This window comes from Euzebyales bacterium (assembly GCA_035461305.1).
In the GTDB taxonomy this organism is placed as follows: domain Bacteria; phylum Actinomycetota; class Nitriliruptoria; order Euzebyales; family JAHELV01; genus JAHELV01.
In genome coordinates this window covers 1-22,990 of the sequence record DATHVN010000074.1, presented here as the reverse complement: position 1 = coordinate 22,990, position 22,990 = coordinate 1, and the positions used below count along the sequence as shown (strand labels likewise).

The 22,990-nt window shown below is 71.0% G+C and carries 21 protein-coding genes; 10 read left to right on the top strand and 11 right to left on the bottom strand.

Annotation, left to right across the window (positions count from 1 at the left end; genetic code table 11):
* Positions 1-109: 109 nt before the first annotated feature.
* Entirely contained in the window at positions 110-1,003 is an 894-nt protein-coding gene (gene pucL, locus VK923_06860) for a urate oxidase (protein HSJ44382.1), read from the bottom strand.
* 94 nt (positions 1,004-1,097) lie between these two features.
* The gene (locus VK923_06855; protein ID HSJ44381.1) at positions 1,098-1,589 is read right to left on the bottom strand and encodes a MarR family transcriptional regulator; all 492 of its coding nucleotides are present in this window, start codon (positions 1,587-1,589) and stop codon (positions 1,098-1,100) included.
* 87 nt (positions 1,590-1,676) lie between these two features.
* Between VK923_06855 and VK923_06850 the strand changes: the two genes are divergently transcribed.
* The 6 genes from VK923_06850 to VK923_06825 all read left to right on the top strand — a co-directional run bounded on the left by VK923_06850 (position 1,677) and on the right by VK923_06825 (position 9,638).
* Positions 1,677-2,579: an ABC transporter ATP-binding protein gene (locus VK923_06850; protein ID HSJ44380.1), complete on the top strand. Its 903-nt coding sequence runs from the start codon at positions 1,677-1,679 to the stop codon at positions 2,577-2,579.
* Positions 2,576-4,177 carry a hypothetical protein gene (locus VK923_06845; protein ID HSJ44379.1) on the top strand — a complete coding sequence of 534 codons (1,602 nt, stop codon included), beginning with the start codon at positions 2,576-2,578 and terminating at the stop codon, positions 4,175-4,177. The genes VK923_06850 and VK923_06845 overlap by 4 nt, the downstream gene beginning before the upstream one ends.
* A 62-nt stretch (positions 4,178-4,239) precedes the next feature.
* Complete coding sequence (locus VK923_06840) at positions 4,240-5,289, top strand: glutathione S-transferase C-terminal domain-containing protein (GenBank protein ID HSJ44378.1); 1,050 nt, start codon at positions 4,240-4,242, stop codon at positions 5,287-5,289.
* Positions 5,290-5,454: 165 nt separating this feature from the next.
* The gene (gene fdhA / locus VK923_06835) at positions 5,455-6,669 is read left to right on the top strand and encodes a formaldehyde dehydrogenase, glutathione-independent (protein ID HSJ44377.1); all 1,215 of its coding nucleotides are present in this window, start codon (positions 5,455-5,457) and stop codon (positions 6,667-6,669) included.
* Positions 6,670-6,785: 116 nt separating this feature from the next.
* Positions 6,786-8,174 carry an aryl-sulfate sulfotransferase gene (locus VK923_06830; protein ID HSJ44376.1) on the top strand — a complete coding sequence of 463 codons (1,389 nt, stop codon included), beginning with the start codon at positions 6,786-6,788 and terminating at the stop codon, positions 8,172-8,174.
* An 81-nt stretch (positions 8,175-8,255) separates the two neighbouring features.
* The gene (locus tag VK923_06825; GenBank protein ID HSJ44375.1) at positions 8,256-9,638 is read left to right on the top strand and encodes an aryl-sulfate sulfotransferase; all 1,383 of its coding nucleotides are present in this window, start codon (positions 8,256-8,258) and stop codon (positions 9,636-9,638) included.
* Positions 9,639-9,644: 6 nt separating this feature from the next.
* Here the strand turns inward: VK923_06825 and VK923_06820 are convergent, their stop codons facing one another.
* Positions 9,645-11,036 carry a hypothetical protein gene (locus VK923_06820; GenBank protein ID HSJ44374.1) on the bottom strand — a complete coding sequence of 464 codons (1,392 nt, stop codon included), beginning with the start codon at positions 11,034-11,036 and terminating at the stop codon, positions 9,645-9,647.
* Between the two features lie 304 nt (positions 11,037-11,340).
* Between VK923_06820 and VK923_06815 the strand changes: the two genes are divergently transcribed.
* Positions 11,341-12,120 (top strand): sulfite exporter TauE/SafE family protein, encoded by a 780-nt coding sequence (locus VK923_06815; protein HSJ44373.1) that lies wholly within the window; start codon positions 11,341-11,343, stop codon positions 12,118-12,120.
* Positions 12,121-12,184: 64 nt separating this feature from the next.
* The gene (locus VK923_06810) at positions 12,185-12,949 is read left to right on the top strand and encodes an alpha/beta fold hydrolase (protein ID HSJ44372.1); all 765 of its coding nucleotides are present in this window, start codon (positions 12,185-12,187) and stop codon (positions 12,947-12,949) included.
* 49 nt (positions 12,950-12,998) lie between these two features.
* Here VK923_06810 and VK923_06805 read toward each other — a convergent pair whose 3' ends face one another.
* The 8 genes from VK923_06805 to VK923_06770 all read right to left on the bottom strand — a co-directional run bounded on the left by VK923_06805 (position 12,999) and on the right by VK923_06770 (position 22,337).
* Positions 12,999-14,849 carry a S9 family peptidase gene (locus VK923_06805; GenBank protein ID HSJ44371.1) on the bottom strand — a complete coding sequence of 617 codons (1,851 nt, stop codon included), beginning with the start codon at positions 14,847-14,849 and terminating at the stop codon, positions 12,999-13,001.
* Positions 14,850-14,870: 21 nt separating this feature from the next.
* The gene (locus VK923_06800) at positions 14,871-16,262 is read right to left on the bottom strand and encodes a UTP--glucose-1-phosphate uridylyltransferase (GenBank protein HSJ44370.1); all 1,392 of its coding nucleotides are present in this window, start codon (positions 16,260-16,262) and stop codon (positions 14,871-14,873) included.
* Between the two features lie 21 nt (positions 16,263-16,283).
* Positions 16,284-17,228 carry an ROK family protein gene (locus tag VK923_06795; GenBank protein HSJ44369.1) on the bottom strand — a complete coding sequence of 315 codons (945 nt, stop codon included), beginning with the start codon at positions 17,226-17,228 and terminating at the stop codon, positions 16,284-16,286.
* 81 nt (positions 17,229-17,309) lie between these two features.
* Positions 17,310-18,596 (bottom strand): serine--tRNA ligase, encoded by a 1,287-nt coding sequence (serS, locus tag VK923_06790; protein HSJ44368.1) that lies wholly within the window; start codon positions 18,594-18,596, stop codon positions 17,310-17,312.
* Positions 18,593-19,894, bottom strand: a complete 1,302-nt coding sequence (locus VK923_06785) for a YibE/F family protein (protein ID HSJ44367.1) — start codon at positions 19,892-19,894, stop codon at positions 18,593-18,595. The genes serS and VK923_06785 overlap by 4 nt, the downstream gene beginning before the upstream one ends.
* Complete coding sequence (locus VK923_06780) at positions 19,887-20,795, bottom strand: mechanosensitive ion channel family protein (protein HSJ44366.1); 909 nt, start codon at positions 20,793-20,795, stop codon at positions 19,887-19,889. The genes VK923_06785 and VK923_06780 overlap by 8 nt, the downstream gene beginning before the upstream one ends.
* A complete protein-coding gene (gene pheA / locus VK923_06775; protein ID HSJ44365.1) occupies positions 20,792-21,718 on the bottom strand; it encodes a prephenate dehydratase in 927 nt (308 codons plus the stop codon). Before pheA ends, VK923_06780 begins: the two co-directional genes overlap by 4 nt.
* Positions 21,719-21,815: 97 nt before the next feature.
* Positions 21,816-22,337, bottom strand: coding sequence for a DUF4446 family protein (locus VK923_06770; GenBank protein HSJ44364.1), 522 nt, complete (start codon positions 22,335-22,337; stop codon positions 21,816-21,818).
* A gap of 120 nt (positions 22,338-22,457) precedes the next feature.
* Here VK923_06770 and VK923_06765 point away from each other — a divergent pair, with 120 nt between their 5' ends.
* Positions 22,458-22,658: a hypothetical protein gene (locus VK923_06765; GenBank protein ID HSJ44363.1), complete on the top strand. Its 201-nt coding sequence runs from the start codon at positions 22,458-22,460 to the stop codon at positions 22,656-22,658.
* A gap of 4 nt (positions 22,659-22,662) precedes the next feature.
* Positions 22,663-22,990 (top strand): Clp protease N-terminal domain-containing protein (locus tag VK923_06760; protein HSJ44362.1); only part of this gene is annotated, 328 nt, incomplete at its 3' end.

Below are 22,990 nucleotides of genomic sequence, written 5' to 3'. Positions count from 1 at the left end.
AGCATCGTCCGCAGGTGGTCCGCGACGGTCTGGTCCGACCACCCGGCCGTGCACGCCGGGCAGATCCGATCGGCGGCCGGCCGCGGACGGCGGAGGCGATCCCGCACGCCTACCAGCCCTGGCCCGGGTCGAACGCCGGGCCTGGGTCCGGTGCGCCATCGCGGCGGACCGCACCTTCGATCAGACCGTAGGGGCGGTCGTCGGCGTGGAACACCAGGCCGGGGTTGTCGATGCCCAGCTTCTCGAGGTCGTACAGGAAGTGGTGGGCGTTCGGACAGGTCATGCGCAGCTCGTTGATCTCGGGGTCGGCGGTCAGCGCCGCCTCGCCCATCAGCCAGACCGTCTGCTGCAGCGCCCTGCTGTGATGGCCGGCGAACGTGTCGAGCAGGGCGTCGAGGACGGTGTCGAACGACCGCTGCCAGCCCCGGTTGGCGGCACCGTGCCACCACTGGGCGGTGACCGACGTCGCCAGGATCCGGTCGGCCGCGGGCTGCAACGTCGTGTAGCGGTCCGTGGAGAAGTCCTCGAACGCCGAATCGGTCGTCTTCAGCACGGTCAGGTCCATCACCCCCGACACCACCCACGTGGTGGCGCCGTCGTAGGTGACGCTGGCGGTGCGCACGTGCGCTCCCGACCGGGCGAACGCGTGCGGATGGGGCGCGCCGTCATGGGTCAACCGCACCCACGGGTACAGCTCGAGCGCGACGCGACCCTGCGACACCGCCGGCACGTCGTCGACGAAGTGGCGCGCCAGCGCCAGCCCGAACGATTCCGGCTGCATGACGACGTCGTCACGCATTGCGTACGCGAACACCGTGTTCTTGCAGGTGTCGGTGGGCAGGACCCTGCTGTTGTCGCCGTCGAGGTGAGCGGCGTCGAAGTCGCCGACCAGCCGCACGCTGACGTTGTAGTCGACCAGCATGTGGGGGTCGGTGTCGCGCAGCACGCGGACCACGCGGATCTCGTCCTTGCCGTACTGGTTGTGTCCGAGCGTCACTGCCATGGCTCGTACCTCGCTGGTCGGATGCCGCTGCCCCGGCCCTGTGGTGACCTCAGCATGCCTGAGGGGGGCGATGTACGCGTCGGGGGCGGGCGCGTCAGTCGATCCCCCATTCGCGGCGCAGCCCGCTCCGGCGCACCTCCCACCGCTTGTTCATGTCGACCAGTTCGTCGTGGACGAACTCGAAGAACGCGAGCGTCTCGGCCAACCGCAACCCCGCGGGCGTGTCAGGACCGACCGCCTGACGTCCGTCACGCACGGTGTCGGTCCACTGCAGCAGCAGTCTGTCGCGCTGGGCGTACAACTCGTGCCACACGTCCTGATCCACCCGGTAATGGTCCCGCCGTGACCCCGGCTCCCGCTCGCGGACGACGAGTGCCAGCTGCTCGAGGTAGCGCACCGCACCCGACACCGACGCCGGGCTGACCTGCAGCAGGTCGGCGAGCTCGCCCGCTGTCAGGCTGCCGGAATCGGTCGACAGCAGGCCCGCGAACACCCGCGCTGGCATGCGTGGCATCCCCGATGCCGCGAGGTCGAGCGCGAACCGCTCGATGAAGCGCCGCACGGCCGCATCGTCCCGTTGCATCATCGACACCTCCCGCGTGCCGCCGGATCGACGTGGTTGAGTCTATTCGACATCTTCACAAATATCTGACTAGCGTGTAAGTTGCTGTGCATGGACACCGTGATCTCGATCAGCGACCTGCACAAGGCGTTTGGCGCAACGCAAGCACTCGACGGCCTCGACCTGGAGGTCGCGTCCGGCGAGGTGCACGGCTTCCTCGGTCCCAACGGCGCCGGCAAGTCGACGACGCTGCGGATCCTGCTCGGACTGCTGCGGGCCGACAGCGGCACCGTGCGACTGCTCGGGGGCGACCCGTGGCGCGACACGGCCGAGCTGCACCGCCGCGTGGCCTACGTACCTGGCGACGTCGCCCTGTGGCCGAACTTGTCCGGGGGCGAGATCATCGACCTGCTCGGACGGCTCCGTGGCGGCCTCGACACGGCGCGGCGCGCACGTCTGCTCGAGCGCTTCGAGCTCGATCCCACCAAGAAGGCGCGCACCTACTCGAAGGGCAACCGCCAGAAGGTGGCACTCATCGCCGCGCTGTCGTCCGGTGTCGAGCTGCTGCTGCTCGACGAGCCGACGGCCGGCCTCGACCCGCTGATGGAAGCGGTGTTCCGCGAGTGCATCGCAGAGGACCGTGACGACGGCCGCACGGTGCTGCTGTCGAGCCACATCCTGGCCGAGGTCGAGGCGCTGTGCGACCGGGTCAGCATCATCCGCCATGGGCGCAACGTCGAGACCGGCACGCTCGCGGAGCTGCGCCACCTGACCCGCACCGTGGTGAGCGCGGAGCTCGCCACGCCGCCGACGGGCCTCGACGCGCTCCCCGGCGTTCACGACCTGGAGGTCCGCGGCACCCACGTGCGGTGCCAGGTCGACACCGAGCACCTCGACGGCCTGCTGGCCGCGCTGGGACGCTCCGGCGTGCGCAGCCTCATCAGCCAGCCCCCGACGCTTGAGCAGCTGTTCCTGCGCCACTACGCGTCCGAACCACAGGCGGCGGCACTGTGACCACGCTGACCGGAACCGCCAGCCTCGTGCACCTCGCACTGCGGCTCGATCGCATCAAGCTGCCGATCTGGATCGTGGGGCTGGCCGTCCTGACTGTCACCACAACGTCGGCGTTCGAGGAGCTCTACAGCACGGTCGCCCAGCGGGAGGCGTTCGCCGCGACGGTCAGCGCGAACCCCGCGCTCAGCGCGTTGCTGGGCCCCATCTTCGACGCGACGACGTCCGGCGGCCTCACGGCGTGGCGCATCGGTGCGATCTTCGGCGTCCTGGGCGGCCTGATGGGCCACCAGACCGTGATGCGCCACACGAGGCTCGAGGAGGAGACCGGACGGCTCGAGCTGCTCGGCGCCGGCGCAGTGGGGCGTCACGCGCCGCTCGCTGCCGGACAGGCGACCGCATTCGGGGCCGGCGCGCTCGCGGGGCTTGCGTGCACCGGCGCGCTGATCGGCCTCGCCCAACCCGTCGACGGCGCGGTCGCATTCGGCGCCGGCCTGACCGGCATCGTGTGGATGTTCGCCGCCGTGGGGTCGGTCGCGGCCCAGCTGACGACGTCCGCCCGCGCCGCAAACGGCATCGCCGGCGGGCTGGTCGGCACCGCGTTCCTCCTGCGCGCGGCGGGCGACGCGCTCGGCGACGGCGCGTCGGCATGGCCGTCATGGGTCTCGCCGATCGGCTGGTTCCAGCAGCTGCGCGCCTTCGGCGACGAGCGCTGGTGGGTGCTCGGCCTGATGCTCGCGTTCGTCGCCTTCATGGTCATCATGGCGCATGCGATGGCCGCGCGCCGCGACGTCGACGCCGGAGTGCTGCCCGCCCGGCCGGGACCCGCGGTCGCCGACGAAGGACTGCGCAACCCGCTCGCCCTGGCATGGCGGCTGCAGCGCGGCATGCTGCTCAGCTGGACCGTGGCCGTCGCCACCTGGAGCGCGGTCATCGGCAGCCTCGCCGACGGCGTCGCCGACCTGGTCGGGGACAACGAGCAGATGGCACAGATCATGGAGGCGCTCGGCGGCGCGGAGGACATCGTCGACACCTACCTCGCGGCGGTCTTCGCGATCCTCGGACTGGTCACGGCGGTGTACGCGACGCAGGCGGCGCTGCAGCTGCGCAGCGAGGAGACGGCACTGCGCGCCGAACCGGTGCTCGCGACCCGCGTTCGGCGGACCGCGTGGGTGGCCAGCCACCTGACGTTCGCTCTGCTCGGCCCCGCGTTGCTGCTCGCCGTCAGCGGCGTGGTGATGGGACTGGTCCACGGCATCCGCACCGGGGAGCCGGGGACCCAGGTCGCACGACTGGTTGCCGCGGCGCTCGTGCAGCTGCCGGCGACGTGGGTCCTGGCGGGGATCGCGCTTGCCCTGTTCGGGCTGCTGCCCCGCCTGACGACGGCCGTCTGGGGCGTGCTGGTCGCCTGCCTGCTGATCGGCCAGCTGGGCGCGGTGCTGCGGTTCGACCAGTGGGTGATCAACCTGTCGCCCTTCACACACGTCCCGCAACTGCCCGCTGTCGAACTGACCTGGGCACCGCTGCTGTGGTTGACGGCGGTCGCCGCCGCGCTGGTCGCCGCGGGCTTGGTGGGCGCCCAACACCGCGACATCGCCTGACGCAGCCGCTGACCCGGCCACGCCGAGGTTCGACGCGCCAGGCGTCGGGCATCGTCGCCGGCATGAGCGACGACACCCCCGGCTACGTGGTCTCCGGCGACTACGACCGCGACACCCGGTACATCGAGACGCGCATCACCGCCGACGGGCGCGACGGCTACCCGGTGGAGCCGGGGCGCTACCGGCTGATGGCGGCGCGTGCCTGCCCATGGGCCAACCGCGCGATCATCGTCCGGCGCCTGCTCGGGCTCGAGGACGTGCTGACGATGAGCATCGCCGGACCGACCCACGACCAGCGCAGCTGGAACTACGAAGAGACCTATCCCGACGGCAGGGACCCGGTGCTGGGCATCGAGCGGCTGCAGGAGGCCTACCTCGCGCGCGATCCCGACTACGACAAGGGCATCACGGTTCCGGCCATCGTCGATATCCCGTCGGGCGCGGTGGTGACCAACGACTTCCCGCAGATCACGATCGACTTCTCGCTCGAGTGGCGCGAGCACCACCGGGCAGGCGCATCGGTGCTGTACCCGCCAGAGCGGCGCGACGAGATCGACGCCATCGCCGAGGACGTCTACGCCGACGTCAACAACGGCGTCTACCGCTGCGGCTTCGCCGGGACGCAGGCCTCCTACGAACGCGCGTACCACCGGTTGTTCTCACGCCTCGACGGGCTCGAGGAGCGGCTGTCCAACCAGCGCTACCTGGTGGGAGACACGATCACCGAGGCCGACATCCGGCTGTTCACGACCCTGGCCCGCTTCGATCCCGTCTACCACGGTCACTTCAAGTGCAACCGGCAGAAGCTGTCCGAGTTCCCCGCGCTGTGGGGGTACGCACGCGACCTGTTCCAGACCCCCGGCTTCGGCGACACGATCGACTTCGATGATATCAAGCGCCACTACCACGTCGTGCACCGCGGCATCAACCCCACGCAGATCGTTCCCGCGGGCCCCGACCTGCGCCCGTGGCTGACGCCACACCGTCGCGACGAGCTCGGCGGGTCACCGTTCGGTGACGGCACCCCTCCCGGTCCGCCGCCGCCCGAGGAGACGGTCCCGCCCGCCCACAACCCGCTGGTCGCCGCGACCGCCCGCCCGGCTCCGACCTGAGCATTACGACCACCGCGCGCGCGACCGATCGGTCGGGGGGCGTTCGACGGCCCTCCGCCGTCCTTCGGTCGCATCACGGCCCGGCCATTTGGGAAGGCTCACCTGATCGGACGGAACACGCAAATGACCACGACCGCGCACACGCAAAGGGACAAGGGAGCTGTCATGACAGACAACCGCATCGTCAGGTACGACGGCCCGGGAAAGGTCAGCGTCATCGACACTGACTACCCGAAGCTCGAGATCCCGCAGGAGGTCGCGGACCACTTCGGCGTACCGAAGGCCGCACCCCACGCCGCGATCCTGCGCATCGTCACGACGAACATCTGCGGCAGCGACCAGCACATGGTCCGCGGCCGCACCACGGCCCCCGAAGGGCAGACACTCGGTCACGAGATCACCGGTGAGGTGGTCGACAAGGGCGAGGACGTCCTGTTCGTCGACGAGGGCGACATCTGCTCGGTGCCGTTCAACATCGCCTGCGGCCGGTGCCGGATGTGCGAGGAGCGCAAGACCGGCATCTGCCTCAACGTCAACCCCGCCCGACCCGGCGCGGCCTACGGCTACGTCGACATGGGTGGCTGGGCCGGCGGCCAAGCCGAGTATGTCTTGGTGCCCTTCGCAGACTTCAACCTGCTGAAGTTCCCCGACCGTGACCAGGCGCTCGAGAAGATCCTGGACCTGACCATGCTCTCGGACATCTTCCCGACCGGCTACCACGGTGCCTACAGCGCGGGCGTCACCACCGGTTCGACCGTGTACGTTGCCGGCGCCGGCCCGGTCGGTCTCGCCGCCGCGTACTCTGCGCAGCTGCTGGGCGCGTCGGCGGTGATCGTCGGTGACCTGATCTCGGAGCGCCTCGAGCAGGCGCGCAGCTTCGGCTGCGAGACCGTCGACCTCACCCAGGACGCCACGGTTGCGGAGATGATCGACGACATCCTCGGCGAGCCGGAGGTCGACGCCGCGGTCGACGCGGTCGGCTTCGAGGCACGCGGGCACGGGGCCGACGCCGGGGAGCAGCCGGCGACGGTGTTGAACACGATCATGACCGTCGCACGCGCCGGCGCCCAACTGGGCATCCCCGGTCTGTACGTGACCGGAGACCCGGGCGGCGTCGACGAGGCCGCCAAGGAGGGCACGCTGGGCGTGCGCATCGGACTCGGGTGGGCCAGGTCGCACCGCATGACGACCGGGCAGTGCCCCGTCAAGCGATACAACCGCGGTCTGATGCACGCGATCCTGGCCGACAAGGCCCAGATCGCCAAGGCCGTGAACGCGACGAAGATCGCGCTGGATGAGGCGCCGCAGGGCTACGCCGACTTCGACTCGGGCGTCGCGAGGAAGTACGTCATCGACCCGCACGAGATGGTCGCCGCCTGACCCAGATCCCACGGCGCCGCTGGACGACACCCCGCCGGTGACGGCGGGGTGTCGGGTTCCAGCAGGAGCCCCGTCAAGGTACGGTACGGCGGCCACACGTGACCGGGAGCCGACCGGTGACCGCGTTGTCCACACAGTTCGTCCTGGCGCTCGGCGCCGTCGCCGTCGTCGGCCTGCTCGCCCTCGCCCTGACCGTGTGGCTGGCCCGCGTCGCGCTGCAGGGACGCTCGGCCGACGGGCGTGCCGCAGCGGCCACCCTCGCGATGCTGTCGGCCGCGGTCGCGGTGGTCGTCGCCGGCCTGGTCAGCGCCATCACGAGCGACACGCCGCCCCCTCGGGTGCTTGCCGCGGTGTCCCGCCTGCACCCGCAGTTTCGTCCGGAGATCGACCCCTCGAGCCCGCCGGCGCGGTTCCCGCCGGTCGAGCACACGGCGAGCACCGGGATGCAACCCGGCACGGTCCTGTTCTCGACGTTCACCACGCCCCGCCGGACGGACGACATGGCATTCCACCCGTCGTTCATCACCGAGCTCGACAAGGCGTCTGGTCAGATCATGAAGACCCAGCGGATGTACTCAGGCGCCACGATGTTCCAGCCGGAGCCCGGTGGGCGGTACTCCTACAACGTGATCGACCGCGACGGAGTCGAGGGGGCGGGCTTCGAGGTCACCCACTACGTCACCGACGACCAGCTGGAGGTCCTCGCCAGCTACGACCTGGACGACCTCGAGGGCGGCGACGCCGACCTGCACGACTTCGAGCTGCTCGACAACGGCAACGCCCTGCTGCTCGCCTACCGCAAGCGCACGGTCGACCTACGCGAGTTCGGCGGCCCGGCAGACGGGCTGGTGTGGGACACCGTCATCGCAGAGCGCACCCCGGACGGGGAGACCGTGTGGGTGTGGGACGGTGCGGAGCACATCGACCTCCCGGACGTGCCCGCACCCATCGCCAAGGCGCAGCTCACGAGTTCGCCACCGGCGGTCGCCGAATCTGCCCACCCCAACTCGCTGGAGCTGTTCAGCGACGGGGATGTGCTCGTGTCGATCCGCCACTACGACTGCCTGTACCGCATCGACCGCCCGAGCGGCGACATCGTGTGGACCTTCGGCGGGCTGAACTGCGTCGACAACGACTTCCAGATCAGCGGCGACCCCCTCGACGGGTTCAGCCACCAGCACGACGCCTCGCTGCTCGAGGACGGCAACATCCTGCTGTTCGACAACGGCAACCTGCGGCCGGAGCCGGTGAGCCGTGTGGTCGAGTATCGCATCGACGACCAGGACATGACCGCCGAGCTGGTCTGGTCGCACGACGACGGCCGCTTCTCGCCGATCATGGGTTCCGCCGAGCGCCTCGACAACGGCAACACCCTGATCGGGTGGGGTCAGTTGCCCGATCCCGCCATCACGGAGGTGCGTCCGGACGGCGAACCGGTGTTCACCCTATCGGTGCCCGCGGGGCAACTCGTGTACCGGGCCTACCAGGGCGAACCCCGACGCTGAGCCACGAGCGACCGACTGCGACCCGTCGATGCGCGCCCCGGTGCGGTACTGTGACCCGCGTCCTCGTCCCGGAGCCCCAACGTGACACCCCTCACCACGCAGGCCCTGGTGCCCCTGCTGACCTTCGTCACCCTCGTCGCGGTCATATTCGCGCTGACGGTGGCGCTGCTCAGGCGCGCGGCCCGGGGCACCGGCCTCCGCCGCTGGTTCGCCACCGCCGGCGGCACCGCCTGTGTGGCAGTGCTCGGCGGCGCCGTGTGGGTGGTGGTGCAGCTGACCGCCGAGTGGCCGTCCAACGCGGCGCTTGCACGGGTATCGGCGGTCCACCCACCGTTCCGTCCGGTGCTCGACCCGCAGGACCCCCCGGCCGGCTTCCCGCGCGTGCGGACGACGTCGAGGGCCGGGATGCAACCAGGGACGGTGCTGATCGCCACGTCGACGACGCCGCGCTCGACCGACACCACCGTGTTCCACCCGCCGTTCCTCGCTGAGATCGACAAGGCGACCGGCGACGTCGTCAAGGCGCAGCGCATGTTCGCGATGACGTCGATGTTCCAGCCCGAGCCCGGAGAGCGCTACTCGTACAACGTGGTCGATCGCAACGGCCGCGACGGCGCAGGCTTCCACGTCACCCACTATGTGACCGACGACCGCCTGCAGGTCCTGGAGCAGTTCGACCTCGATGACCTCGAGGGCGGCGACGCCGACCTGCACGACTTCGAGTTGCTCGACAACGGCAACGCCCTGCTGCTCGCCTACCGCCGGCGCCAGGCCGACCTGTCGGCTTACGGCGGCGGCGCCGACGCGATGGTCTACGACCCGATCATCGCCGAGCGCACCCCGGAGGGCCGGACCGTGTGGTTGTGGGACGGCAGCGAGCACCTCGACCTCGACGACGTGCCACCGGCCAACGTGAAGCTCAAGCTGCAGGCGCAGCCTCCTGCGGTGGCCGACTACGCCCACCCCAACTCGCTCGAGCTGTATGACGACGGCGACATCCTGCTGTCCGTGCGCAACTACGACTGCATCCACCGCATCGACCGGCAGACCGGCGACATCGTCTGGACATTCGGAGGTGTCAACTGCGCCGACAACGAGTTCGACATCACCGGCGACCCCTACGACGGGTTCAGCCACCAGCACGATGCGACGCTGCTCGAGGACGGCAACATCCTGCTGTTCGACAACGGCAACCTGCACGACCCGCCCCGCAGCCGCGTGGTCGAGTACGCGATCGACGAGCAGGCCAGGACCGCCGAGCTGGTGTGGTCCCACGACGACGGGCGCTTCACCGGGTACTTCGGCTCCGCTGGGCGCCTCGACAACGGCAACACGCTGATCAGCTGGGGCGCGCTGCACGACCCGCTGGTCACCGAGGTCACGCCGGCTGGCGAGCGGGTGTTCACCCTGTCGCTGCCTCCCGGGCAACGCACGTACCGGGCCTACCAGGGCGCGACCGACTGATCTCTCTCACAGCGCGGGCAGCCACAGTGCCTGGCAGCGCGCAGGCGTCGAGCGGTCGACCGAGCGCAACGGCAGCAGGCGGCGCATGACCTCGGCCATCGGCTGCCCGAGGTCACCGCCGCTTCCCGACACGGTCGTGCCGTCGGCCCGCACGAACGTGACCGTGGCATCGGGGCGAGTGGCAAGGTGGTGGCGCAGGTTGCGCTCCGGCACCGCCCAGGCGCTGCCCACGTACGCGCGCAACTGCTCGTCCGTGGTGGCGGTCACCTCCACGTACGCGGGTGTCACGATTTCGGCCTGCGGACCCACGATCAGGTGGTTCGCGCGTCCCTCGACGGTCACGAGGTTGGCGTACATGTTCCAGCCGGACGCCGTCTTGACGCCGAGGTACGGCAGGAGCCCGTTGACCGCGACCAGGGCGACCAGGAGCCCCGTGGCGATCCCGACCGGTTGCATCGCCACCTCGGCGGGCCGTCCGGAACCGCGCACGGTGAGCCACACGATCGCGCCGCCGAGCGGGATCCACAGCATCAGGATCCCCGCTCTGGCGACGACCAGCATCGTCGTGCCCAGCGGGAGCACGACCAGCGCCAGCAGGATCGCACACACCACCGTCAGGACCACCGCCGTCGCACGTCGTCGATGGAACCAGGAACCGATCGGCCCGGTCACGTCGTCGTGAGCGAAGGTGGCCAGGCCCACGAGGATCACGGCGGTGAAGTCATAGAAGTGCTGCTCGACGTCGAGGGAGATCACATAGTGGAACGCCGCCGCGAGCGCGACGCCCAGCGCTCGCGTCCGTGGCACGACCAGCAGCACCGGCACCGACAGCTCGACGACGACGGTCGCCAGGATCGTCAGCATGGCGACGGCGCCGCCGTCGGAGACGGTGGGCAGCCCCCACGACGCCAGCCACTGGTTCGCGTAGAACACCGCACACGACGCAGCCGGATCCAGAAACGCCGTGTTGAGCTTGGCGAAGGCGGCGAACGCGTAGAACGTCACGAACAGCAGCCGCAAGTTCGTCGCCAGCCACGACCACGGCCTGCCACGCACGACCGCAACCAGGATCGCCGCGGCGAACACCGCCGCCAGCAGCCAGTGGTTGCCGAGCATCGGGGCCTCGAGCCACGCCGTCGCCAGGACCATGGATGCGACGACCGCCCAGACCGCCCGCGACGCAGGCAGCCAGGCCACGGTGAGCCCAGCTGCGCCCAGCGCCGCGGCGGCGATGCGCTGCGCGGCCGACCCCGTCGGCGGGTTGCCGACGACGTGCGCGACGACTGCCAGCGCGACCAGCAGCGCGAACCAGGCCGGCGCGGGCCCGTCGTCGTGAGCGCCCACCGACCCGGCGTCGCGGCGTGCGGCGCCGGGATCATGTCCGTCCCCGATGGTCATGCCGCTCCTGCCGATGTCACTGCTGCAGCGCCGACCGCGAAGCCCGATGGCATGGAGATGAGCACCGACGCCCGCCGGGCCGCACGACCGGCCGCCCCATCGTGACGAGAAGGAGGTCGATCGTCCAGGCGGGGCGACGGTCCGCCGGCCCGGCACGGCGGTACCGTACGTGGGATGCGCCGACGGCGACCATCCGTCCACCCGGGTTCGGCGCCACCGCCGAACGATCTGACACGAGGGCCGTCGTCCATGATCCGGGCCACGGGCGCACATGTGCGCCCGTCCACCGACCGCGCGCGCAGGCATGCCTGAGCTCGGAGCCGACGCGATCGCGCTGCTCGTCGCCGGCGCGGCCCTCGCCGGTGCGGTGAACGCGGTCGCGGGCGGCGGCTCGCTCATCTCGTTCCCAGCGCTGCTCGCCGTCGGGTACCCGGCGCTGACCGCGAACATCACGAACACGGTCGCGCTGTGCCCCGGCTACGTCGGTGGCACGATCGGCTACCGCCGCGAGCTGAGCGGCCAGCGCGGTCGCGTAATCGCGTTGTCGGTGACCAGCATCGCCGGGGCGCTGACAGGCTCCTTCCTGCTTCTGGTCAGCTCACGGGCGCTGTTCGATCGCATCGTGCCGTGGCTGATCCTGCTGGCGTGCGGGCTGCTGGCCGTGCAGGACGTGCTGGGCCGGTTCGTCCGCCGCAGGGTCGGCGCCGTCGAGCATGACGCCGCCTGGACGCGCTGGGCGCCGTTGCTGGCGATCCAGTTCGTGGCTGCGAGCTACGGCGCGTACTTCGGGGCCGGCCTCGGGATCATGATGCTGGCCACCCTGGGGATCTTCATCTCCGACACGCTGCAGCGGCTGAACGCGCTCAAGGGTGTGATGTCACTTGTCATCAACGTCGTCGCCGCGGTGTACTTCGCGCTGCTCGCAGAGGTCGTGTGGCTCGCCGTGGCCGTGATGGCGGTCGCCAGCCTGGTGGGTGGTCGCATCGGCGTGGCGATGGCCAGGAGACTCAACGACCGCGCGCTGCGGTGGCTGGTCGTGGTCTTCGGGGTCGGCGTCGCCGTCCGGCTGATGGTGCCGGCATGACGCCCGCATACCGGTCAGTTCGTCCCATGCCGCCGCCCGCTGACGTCTGCGACACTCTGCACCGATGACCGACTACGACCGGCCCGTGGCCCTGCCGACGCTGGAGTGGGGCGTCAGCGGGAGGCAGCGAGCGCTCCTGCTCCACGGCCTGTCGTCGTCGGCCGCCACGTGGTGGCGGATCGCGGACGGCCTGGCCGGTGCCGGGTATCACGTGACCGCACCGGACCTGCGTGGGCACGGCAACGCACCGCACACCGTCGGCTACCGCCTGAGCGGCTACGCCGCCGACCTGTGGGAGCTCGGCGGCGGCTGGGACGTCATCGTGGGGCACTCCCTCGGCGGGACGCTCGCGGCCCTCGTCGCGGCGCACCCTGGCTACGCCAGGCGGCTCGCGCTGCTCGATCCCGTGTTCATGATCCCCGAGGACCACATCGACGACCTCCTCACCGACCAGCTCGCCGAGCTCGACCACGCGGGCGACCCCACGGCCGTCGCCGCACTCCATCCGAGGTGGCACCCCGAGGACGCGGCGCTCAAGGCGCGTGCCGCGTCCCGCACCAGCTCCTACGTCGTCGAGCGGACGCTGCAGGACAACCGGCCGTGGTGGTACCTCGACCTCCTGGGAGACATCCGGATCACGACCGACATCCTCGGCGCCGACCCGGCGGTCGGCGCCCTGTTCGACCCCACGATCGGCGAGGAGGTCGCACGGCGCAACGTGCGGATCACGACCAGCGTGGTGCGCGGCGTCGGCCACAGCATCCACCGCGAGGCACCCGATGCCGTCCTCGAGATGCTGCTGGCCGGGCACACGTCATTCCGGCGTTGAGCGGGCGGCGCCGCAACCGGATCCGGCCACCGGTCCGGGAGCAGGGAGGTCAGTCGCCGAGCACGTCGTCCAGGAAGGCCGCGACCTTCGGGTAGGCGTCCAGGCGATTGGCGAGCTTGGCCAGGCCGTGGCCCTCGTCGTCGTAGACAAGCAGGTCGCTGCGCAGGCCCTTGGACCGCGCGACCTCGTGGATCTGCTCGGCCTCGCCGAGCGGGACCCGCGGGTCGTTGCGTCCGTGGATGATCAGCAGCGGCGCCTGGAGGCGATCGACGTGGGTGAGCGGCGACAGGTGCTCGCGCAGCTCGCGGTCGGTGGCCAGGGACCCGTATTCGCGTTCACGCCAGGACCGCCGCCACGGCGACGTGTGCTCGAGGAACGACACGAGGTTGGCGATGCCGACGACGTCGACGGCTGCGGCCCACCGGTCCGGCTGGTGCACCAGGCCCGACAGCACCATGTAGCCGCCATAGGACCCGCCGTACAGCGCGCAGCGCCCGGGATCGAGGTCGTCGGTCGCGGCGATCCAGTCGTGGACGGCCGCGAGGTCGGTGACGCTGTCGAGGCGCTTCTCGACGTCATCGAGGTGCTGGTAGCGGCGGCCGTAGCCGGTGGATCCCCGCACGTTGGGAGCGACAACCGCGTAGCCGCGGGCCACCAGGTACTGGATCAGCGGGCCGAACGACGGGCGCCACTGGCTCTCGGGGCCACCGTGCACGATCACCACGACTGGATGCCGCCCGCGGTCGCGGCCGGCGGCCGGCCGGAACACGAACGCGGGCACCTCCAGCCCGTCGAACGACCGGCAGCGCTCCAGTGCGCCCGGCACGAACGTGGCCGGATCAACCTCGCATGGACTGACCGTCAGCCGCTGCGTCACGCCCGTGACGGTGTCGTACCGCCAGACGTCGCCGGGTACGAGCGGCGACGAGAACCCGTACGCCAACTGCCGGCCGTCCCGCGAGAAGCTGTAGGGCCGCGCGACCCCCACGTCGGGCAGGTCGAGCTGCGCGGTCACCTCCAGCGTGACCGGGTCGCGCAGCTCGGCCCGGCTGATGCCGTCCTCGTTGTGGGTCACCAGCAGGTGGTCGCCCTGCCAGTCGACGGCGCACCCGGCGTCCCAGGGCAGGTCCGCGACCAGCGTGAGGTCGGCCACCGCGCCGTCCGGCTCCACGGTGAGGCGGTGGACGCCGACGAACTCGCGGCCGACCGACGTGGCCACGAAGCACGTCCGCCCGTCAGGCAGCCAGGACGGACCGCCGACGGTGGCCGGCGGTCCGTCGTCGTGCGCGAACAGCTCCACCCCGCGGTCGCCGTCGCGGGCGAGCAGGTGGAGGCGGTTGTCGCCGGCACGGTCGGTGAGCTCCGAAACCGCCAGCCACGTGCCGTCCGGTGACCAACCGACAGGGAACGCCGCGCCCCCGCGGTCCCACAGCACCCGCTCGGCGCCGGCGCGCAGGTCACGCACGACCGTGTCGAAGGCCACGCCGTCGCGGCGGTTGGTGGCGTAGGCCAGCCAGCCGCCGTCGCGTGTCACCCCGCCGGGACGGTGGATGTGGTCGCGGTCCACGACCAGGGGCGTCAGGTCGTCCCAGTCAAGCGGCGTCGGCGGATCATCCGGACCGGTGAGCAGCTGATGGCGCTCGTCGCCACCGGCGTCCGTGACCAGCAGCAGCCTGTCGGCATCGGGCAGGTAGCCACCACCGACCGGCTCCGTGTGCCCGGTGATCTGCGTCAGGTCGCGCGCCACGACCGGCAGATCCGGGGCGGCGCCGATGTCGAGCCGGTGCAGCTGCACGGTGCCGGGCAGGTCGGACGACACCAGCAGGCGCTCCCCCGTGCGGTTGAAGCCCGACGGCGACGACGTCCGGATCTGCAGGTACGGGCGGATGTCGGTCGTCATGCCCTGTCCAGCGCCGCGACCTCAGCGGTCGGCGCCGAGCACGGTGCCGTCCGGGATGTGGCCGGGTGACCCGTCGGCGTCGACCACGACATCGCCGACGACCCGCACGTCGCGGCCGAACGTCCAGTCGCCCCGCACCGTCAGCCGGTCGCACGCCACCAGCGACGGCGCACCGTGCGGGAAGCGGCGGTCGAAGTCGCGGATCAGCTTGTAGTGGTGGTCGAGGTCGACGAGCGGAGCGCCCGTGCGGGACGGCACCAGCTGGACCTCACCGCTGTCGGCCAGCTCGTAGGCGTCGGACCGCAGCACCAGCAGGTCGTCGGTCGTCTTGACCGGTAGGAAGCGCGAGCGGCCGACCTCGATCGCGGTCGCGCCCTCGAAGACGCCGATCGCGGCCCCCATTGCCGTCTCGATCTGCACGACGGCCGGCGAGGACGGATCGGTCGGGTCCACGGTCTTGGCATTGCGGATCATCGGCAGGCCCAGGACGCCGTCGGTGCGGTCGAGCCGATCCGCGACCGCCTCCAGGTGCAGCCACAGGCTGTTGGTGTTGAAGAAGCGGTGCCGGTCGATGTCGCCGAACGCGTCGGCGTCCGCCGGACGCGTCTGCGCCGACTCGCGCAGCACCATCTGGCCGTCGGCGGGCCGGAGGGCCAGGTGCCCGCCCTTGCGGTCCATGCCGGTGCGGCGGCAGCACTCTGCGGCGAACGGGCGGTCGACGGAGGCGAACCAGCCCGCCAGCCGCGGATCCGGGCGCGCGCCCAGGTTGTCGACGTTCGAGACGAACAGGTACCGGTAGCCACGGTCCAGCAGGCGTTCGAGCACGCCGGAGGTCACCAGCGCCGTATACAGGTCGCCGTGCCCAGGTGGGCACCACTCGAGCTCGGGCTCGGCAGGCCACTCCACCGGCGTCAGGTCGTCGGCGCGCAGCTTGGGCTCGAAGCTCTGCAGGAAGTCGAGCGGCAGCCCGTCGACGGCGAGATCCGGATAGGCCTCCAGCGCGGCGAGCGTGTCGTCACGCGTGCGGAAGCTGTCCATGAACAGCAGCGGCAGGGGGATGTAATGGGCGGCGCGCTGCGACCGCACCTGAGCGACGATGAGGTCGAGGAAGCGGTGCCCGGGACGCACCTCGACCAGTGACTTCGCCCGCCGCATGCCCATCGAGGTTCCGAGGCCACCGTTGAGCTTGACAACGGCGGTCCGGGCGAGCGCCGCATGGGCCGTCGCGGCGTCATCGGGGACGTCGGCGAGCCGGGGCAGCTCCTCGACGGGCTCGATGTCGTCCTCGGCGATCATCCCGGTCTCACCGGACGCCAGCACGCGGTGGTAGTGCGCGAAGACGGCGATCGCGGCGGGGTGCACCCCCGCCGCGATCATCTTGTCCCGGGCCCTGCGCAGTCCCTCATGCTCCATGGCCCAGATGCTACGGGAGCGTCAGCCCAGGAGCATTGCGGCGCGGCCCAGCGCGGCCGCGCCGATGACCCCTGGGTCGTCCCCGAGCTCGGCGACCACGAAGGTGCGGTCGTCGCGTGGCACGAACGTCCACCGAGCTGTCGCGTTCGCGATGTCGTCGGCGAGGCCCTGGCCCAGCTTCTCGGCCAGCCCCCCGCCGATGACGACGCGGTCGAGGTCGAGGAGGTTGATGACCGATCCCACACCGACCGCGACAGCCTCGATCGCCTCGTTGACCAGCTCGGTCGCCAGGTCGTCACCCTTGTCGAGCGCCTTCGCCCACACCGCCGACGTCAGGCGGTCCTTGCCCTTGTCGTCACGGATCTCGTAGATCGCGCTGTCGCGGCCAGCGGCGATCGCGACCTCGACGAAGCGCTCCATCGACGCGCGCCCCGCGTACGCCTCGATGCAGCCCCGACGACCGCACCCGCACTGTGCCCCGCCCTGGTGGACGATCATGTGTCCGAACTCCCCCGCGCCGCCGAACGCTCCCGTGTAGGGGCGACCGTCGAGCACGAGGCCCCCGCCGACGCCCGTGCCCATCCACACACCGAGCATGAACTGGGAGCCGCGTCCCGCACCGGCGACCCACTCGCCCAGGGCACCGACGTTGGCGTCGTTGCCGACCTCGACCGGCATGTTGAGTGACTCATGCAGCAGCGCGCCGAACGCGACCTCGACGGGCCAGTTCCGCAGGTTCGGTGGACGTGTCACCACCCCGTGGTTGACCGGCGCGGGGATGCCGACGCCCGCTGCCGACGGCCGGTCGTCGAACTGGCCGACCAGCTCGGCGATGCGTGCCGCAACGGCGTCGGGCCCGTCCGTGGGCGTGCTGTCCTTCGCGCGGTCCACGACGGTGTGGTCGTCGTCGACGAGCGCGATTTCGATGTTGGTGCCTCCGACGTCGATCCCGGCTACCAGCACCATGCGCCATCTCCCTCGCCTGTCGTGCCCACGATCCCGTCCTACCCATTCGCACGATCGGCACCCGCATCCGGTGGCTCCCGCTCAGCCGCCGGCCGCGCCAATGGTGGGGCCCGTGATGGCCTCGGTGCCCAGGTAGGGCTGGAGGACTTCGGGCACGGCGACGCTGCCGTCGGCTCGCTGGTGGTTCTCGAGCAGTGCGATCAGGGTGCGGCCCACCGCGACCATGGTGCCGTTGAGCGTGTGCACGATGGCGGTGTCACCCTCCGAGGTGCGGTACCGGCACCGCAGGCGGCGGGCCTGGTAGTCGGTGCAGTTCGACGTCGACGTCAGCTCGCGGTAGGCCCGCTGGCCGGGCAGCCAGACCTCGCAGTCGTACTTGCGCGCCGCCGAGTCGCCGAGGTCGCCGACCGGGATGTCGACCACCCTGCCGTGCAGCTCCAGCAGGCGGAACGACTCGACCTCGATGTCTCGCAGCCGCGCGTGCTCGTCCTCCGAGTCCTCGGGCAGCACGAAGCTGAACATCTCGAGCTTGTCGAACTGGTGCACCCGGAATATGCCGCGCGTGTCCTTGCCGTACGTGCCCGCCTCGCGCCGGAAGCAGGTCGAGAACCCGGCGTAGCGCAGCGGCAGCGCCTCGGCCTCGAGGATCTCGTCCATGTGCAGCCCGGCCAGGGGCACCTCAGACGTGCCGACCAGGTACAGATCGTCGCGCTCCATGTGGTACAGCTGGTCGCTGCCGTTCGGCAGGAACGCCGTGCCGTACAGCGCCTCCTCCCGGGTCAGCACGGGTGGCACCACCGGCAGGAAGCCGTGCTCGGCGAGACGGTCCAGCCCCCAGCGGACCAGGGCGAACTCGAGCAGCACCGCCGTGCCCATCAGGTAGGCGAAGCGGCTGCCCGAGACCTTCACGGCGCGGGGGATGTCGATGATGCCAAGTGCCTCACCGAGCTCGACGTGGTCGCGGGTGTCGAAGTCGAACGACGGCTGCTCGCCGAACGTGAACAGCTCGACCGCGTCGCTGTCGTCCTCGCCGGCGGGCGCCTCGGGGTGCGGCATGTTCGGGATGACGACCAGCGCCTGCTCCAGCGCGCGGTCGGCCTCGGCCTGCAGCGGCTCGAGCTCGTCGAGGCGAGCCGAGACCTCCTTGACCGCGGCGATGAGCTCGGCACGCTCCTCGGGCGGGGCCGCGCCGATCCGGCGCGAGCCCTCTCGCTGCTGGGCTCGGAGCTTGTCGCCCTCGGTGATCAGCGCACGACGTCGTTCGTCGAGCTCGCGGACCGCCACCAGCTCACGTTCGGTCACACCGCGCCGCTGCAGCGCCTGCGCCACCGCTTCGAAGTCGTCGCGGACGCGTCGGATGTCGATCATCTGCGCCTCTCGTCCCCCGTCGTCGCGCGTTGGTCGTCCCGCAGGCCGTACGAGCTGCGCAGCCGCCGTTCCCACTCCAGCTCGCCCTCGTCGCCGCTGAACGGCGACGGCGCGTCGAGCTCGTCACGCGTGCGGTGACGCCGCGGCGGGTCCTCGTCGGCCGGGTCGAGCAGGACCCGGTCGTCGCGGTCACGCGCGAGCCACGCCGCGAGCGCCGTGGTCACCGGCACGCTGGCCATCAGCCCGATCGAGCCGACGAGCGTCCGCACGATCTCGACTGCGACCACCTCGCTCGACGCGATCACCGGCAGCGGGTCGGGCGAGGAGCTGAACAGGATCAGCAGCGGCAGCGACGCGCCGGCGTAGGCCAGGAACAGCGTGTTGATGGTCGCGGCGACGTGGTCACGGCCCACCGCCATCGCGCCACCGAACAGCCGGCCGAAGCCAGCCTTCGGGTCGGCGCGGCGCAGCTCGAACACGGTCGACGACTGCGCCATCGTCACGTCGTCGAGCACGCCGAGCGCACCGATGATGATCCCGGCGAGCAGCAGCCCACGCAGCGACAGGCCCCCGACCGACACGCTGGCCAGCCGAGCCTCCTCGTCCGACAGCCCGGTCAGCGACGCCAGCTCGATGAAGGCCCACGACAGGCCGACGGTCAGCGCCAACGCAGTCAACGTGCCCATGACGGCGGCGGTCGTCTTCGCGCGCACCCCGTGCGTCAGGTACAGGGTGACCGCCATGATCACCACGGCAGCCGACAACGCCACGGCGACCGGATTGCGCCCCGCGAGCAGGGCGGGGACCACGAACGTCACGACCACGCCGAGGGTGAGCGCCAGGCCGACCAGCGCGCGCAGGCCCTGCCAGCGCCCGAACACCAGCACGGCGACCAGGAACACCGCCGTCAGCAGCAGCAATGACCGGTCGCGTTCGATGTCGTTGACGTACCAGGTGACCCCACCGTCGGGTCCCTCGGCCTCCGCCACGCGCACACGCTGGCCGACGGCGTACAGGTCGCCGGTCTCGTCGACCATCTCGAACGACACGTCGCGCCCGTCGGCCAGACGCGCCGTCAGTGCCAGCACCTCTGCGCCCGGTGCCAGCCCTGGGTCGTCGGCGTCCTCCACCTCCGCGACCGCCGTCAGCGTGGCCTTGTGCAGCATGACGCCGGCCGGCACCGTCGAGGTGTCGACGCGGGCGGGCTCCGGCGGCGGCCATAGCCGGACGACGCCCACGACGGCCGCGGCGCACGCGAGGGCGACGACGACCAGCAGCGCGCCATGCGCCCTACGCATTGGGAGGCCCCCGCCGTGCGGTGTGGAACGTGCCGTCGGGCACCAGGGTCCGGATGGGCCACGGGATGGTCATGCCCGCATCCTGGATGCCGCGCTTGGCCGCAGCGAGCACGCGGTCCTGCGTCCGGCGCACGCTGCGGATGTCCGGACGCGTCCAGTACCGGACCTCGAAGTTGACGCTTGACTCGCCCAGCTCGGTCAGCAGCACCTCGGGCTCCGGGTGGTCGAGGACCCCGTCGACGGCGCACACCGACGCGAAGATCACGTCGCGGGCGTCGTCGTGGTCGTCACGATAGTCGACACCGACCACCACGACCGTCCTGCGCTTGCCCCGACGGGTCAGGTTGACAAGGGGGTTGTTGTAGACGTCACGGTTCGGGATGAGGATCATCTCACCGTCGTAGGCGATCAGGTGCGTCACCCTGAGGTCGATCGACTCGATCGTGCCCTCGAACTCGCCGGACCGGACCTGGTCACCGGCTGAGAATGGCTTGCGGACCAGCAGGATCACGCCGGCGATGAAGTTCTCGAGGATCCCCTGCACGGCGAGGCCGACGGCCACACCGATGACCGCCAGTCCGGCCAGCACCGATCCGACCTCGACGCCGGCGACCGACAGAGCCAGCAGCAGTGCCCCAATGACGCCCAGTAGCCGCACGATGCGCGACAGCAGGACCACCGCGACGTGATCGGCCCGGGTGCGTCCCAGCGTCCGCTCGACCACGCGGGCCAGCACGAGCACCAGTGCGAGCGCGACCAGCCCGACCGCGATCGACGTGGCGATGACCGGCAGGCGGTCGACGACCGCTGCGCCGAACGTGCGCGCGTCCTCGGCGACCTCGCCGACGGCGTCGGCTGCCTCGCTCGCGTTCGGGCGGGCCTGGATCGTGGCCAGGATCATCCGCCGTCGGCGTGGTGGAGGATCCCGGCATACCAGTCGTCGGACTCGGCGTAGGCCACCGTGCTGTCGGTGGAGCTGGGCGGGTCGCTGTGGCCCACCGCGCGCGGGTACGAGCCGAGGACGCGCAGCTCGGCGACGTGGCGGTGCACGCCGCGCAGCGCCTCGCCGACGCGCGGCTCCGAGACGTGGCCGATGCAGTCGATGAAGATGCAGTACTCGCCGAGCTGCTTCTTGGTTGGCCGGGATTCAATCTTGGTCAGGTTGATGCCGCGCATCGCGAACTCGTTGAGCACCTGCAGCAGCTGGCCGGGCCGGTCGTGGCCGAAGAACACGACCATCGACGTCTTGTCCGAGCCGGTCGCCGCGGCGTACCGCGTCGCGAGGACCACGAAGCGGGTCGCGGTGTCGATGTGGTCGCCGATGTCGGCCGCGACGATCGTCAGGCCGAAGCGGCCGGCCGCGGACGTCGTGCCGATGGCGGCGGCCGTGCGGTCCGACCCGATCTGGCGCGCGGCCTCCGCGGTCGAGGTCGTGGCCTCCTGCCGGGCGTACGGCAGGTTGGCCGCGAGCCACCCGCGCGACTGTGCGAGCGCGTGGGAGTGGCTGCGCACCACGGTGATGTCGTCGAGCTCGGCGTCGGCGCTGCCGAGCAGGTTCATGGTCACCGGCATGGTGATCTCGGACCTGATGTACACGCCCGCGTCACCGAAGGCCAGCTCGTCCAGGGTGATGTTGACCGAGCCCTCGACCGAGTTCTCCATCGGCACCACGCCCCAGTCACAGGCGCCGGTGCGCACGGCCTCGACCACGTCGACGACCGTCGGCATGGGCTGCAGCGACGCGGGCTTGTGGCTGGCGCGACGGGCCGCCTCCGAGGCGAAGCTGCCGTCGGGGCCGAGGTAGGCGATCCTGCGTACGGTCATGCCGGGCGACCTACCGCTCCGCTGCGTGTGGTCAGCACGCGACCTGCCGCTCCGCTGCGTGAGGTCAACACGCGCCCTGCGGCTCCGCTGCTCGACGTCATCGGGCCTCACCCGCCGCCGCTTCATCGGAGCGGCTGCGGTCGAGCATGCGAGCACGCCGCAGTACGTCGGCCTCCTCGGCCGACAGTCGCTGGCGGCTGTCACCGCCGACCACGCGCTTGCCCCAGGCCCTCGTCTCGCTGCGCCCGTTGATCACTGACAGCACGATGCCATCTCCCTGCTCATCGAGCATCGCAACCGAGAACGATAGCTTGCCGCCCATGTCCGGGAAGGCGTCGTAGTGGACCATGGCTACTCTGTTGGTACACAGCTCGAGTTCCCGCTCCACGCTCGTGACACGTGCCCGGAGGTCGACGACCGCCGCGTCAAGCTCGTCGAGGTCGTCGTCGTGGTTGCGCAGCGCGACGAGCAGCTCGTTGCCGGACGCGCCGGTCGACACGCGCAGGGTGCGGCGGATCCGCCGTTGCACGCGCACGGCGGCGACGGCGACCGCCAGCGCCAGGGCGGCGATGACCGCCACGACGGCCAGCAGTGCGATGTCCAGCACCCCGCTCACCATGATGGTCAATCCTCGCACACGACGGCCCGTACGCAGATCGCTCGCTGATGTCAACCCGGGTTGACCATCTGACGCGTCAACCTACATTGACGGCGGGCCGTGGGAGGCGAGGTGAGCAGGATGGAACTGGCCGAGACCGCACGTACGGCCGCGGACGTCGATCCGGCCATCGGGCTGCGGACCGTCGCGGCCCTGCGCCGGCTGGCCGACGACCTCGAGCGGCGGCAGGTGCACCGCGCGCGGGCCGCTGGATGGCCCTGGCAGCAGATCGGTGACGCGCTTGGGCATCTCGCGGCAGGCGCACAAGAAGCACGGAGGTAGATAGATGGTCGAACGCTTCACCCATGATGCGCGGGCGATCGTCACCCCCGCGGTCGCCGAGGCCGAGCGCCGCCACGACCGTTGCGTCGGCACCGAGCACGTGCTGCTGGGCGCCATCGCCTCGCCGAACGCGGTGACGAGTGCTGTCATGGACGCCCTGGGACGTGACCTGCCTGCGGCCCGTCAGGCCGTCGACGACGCGGACACCGCGGCACTGAGGGCAGTCGGCCTCGGCGCCGAGGTCGTCTTGCCACCGGCCTCACCGGTCGTGGATCGGTCGACGTCCGGACGGCGCAGCCGGTGGTCACGACGGCACCGGCCGTTCACCGCGG

What these genes read in the sequence shown, in the direction of transcription:
- fdhA (HSJ44377.1), top strand. Translation starts at nt 5,455, where the DNA reads ATGACAGACAACCGCATCGTCAGGTACGACGGCCCGGGAAAGGTCAGC.
- VK923_06770 (HSJ44364.1), bottom strand. Translation starts at nt 22,337, where the DNA reads ATGGTGAGCGGGGTGCTGGACATCGCACTGCTGGCCGTCGTGGCGGTC.
- VK923_06850 (HSJ44380.1), top strand. Translation starts at nt 1,677, where the DNA reads ATGGACACCGTGATCTCGATCAGCGACCTGCACAAGGCGTTTGGCGCA.
- pheA (HSJ44365.1), bottom strand. Translation starts at nt 21,718, where the DNA reads ATGACCGTACGCAGGATCGCCTACCTCGGCCCCGACGGCAGCTTCGCC.
- VK923_06815 (HSJ44373.1), top strand. Translation starts at nt 11,341, where the DNA reads ATGCCTGAGCTCGGAGCCGACGCGATCGCGCTGCTCGTCGCCGGCGCG.
- VK923_06795 (HSJ44369.1), bottom strand. Translation starts at nt 17,228, where the DNA reads ATGGTGCTGGTAGCCGGGATCGACGTCGGAGGCACCAACATCGAAATC.
- VK923_06810 (HSJ44372.1), top strand. Translation starts at nt 12,185, where the DNA reads ATGACCGACTACGACCGGCCCGTGGCCCTGCCGACGCTGGAGTGGGGC.
- VK923_06840 (HSJ44378.1), top strand. Translation starts at nt 4,240, where the DNA reads ATGAGCGACGACACCCCCGGCTACGTGGTCTCCGGCGACTACGACCGC.
- VK923_06855 (HSJ44381.1), bottom strand. Translation starts at nt 1,589, where the DNA reads ATGATGCAACGGGACGATGCGGCCGTGCGGCGCTTCATCGAGCGGTTC.
- serS (HSJ44368.1), bottom strand. Translation starts at nt 18,596, where the DNA reads ATGATCGACATCCGACGCGTCCGCGACGACTTCGAAGCGGTGGCGCAG.
- VK923_06820 (HSJ44374.1), bottom strand. Translation starts at nt 11,036, where the DNA reads ATGACCATCGGGGACGGACATGATCCCGGCGCCGCACGCCGCGACGCC.
- VK923_06785 (HSJ44367.1), bottom strand. Translation starts at nt 19,894, where the DNA reads ATGCGTAGGGCGCATGGCGCGCTGCTGGTCGTCGTCGCCCTCGCGTGC.
- VK923_06800 (HSJ44370.1), bottom strand. Translation starts at nt 16,262, where the DNA reads ATGGAGCATGAGGGACTGCGCAGGGCCCGGGACAAGATGATCGCGGCG.
- pucL (HSJ44382.1), bottom strand. Translation starts at nt 1,003, where the DNA reads ATGGCAGTGACGCTCGGACACAACCAGTACGGCAAGGACGAGATCCGC.
- VK923_06780 (HSJ44366.1), bottom strand. Translation starts at nt 20,795, where the DNA reads ATGATCCTGGCCACGATCCAGGCCCGCCCGAACGCGAGCGAGGCAGCC.
- VK923_06765 (HSJ44363.1), top strand. Translation starts at nt 22,458, where the DNA reads ATGGAACTGGCCGAGACCGCACGTACGGCCGCGGACGTCGATCCGGCC.
- VK923_06805 (HSJ44371.1), bottom strand. Translation starts at nt 14,849, where the DNA reads ATGACGACCGACATCCGCCCGTACCTGCAGATCCGGACGTCGTCGCCG.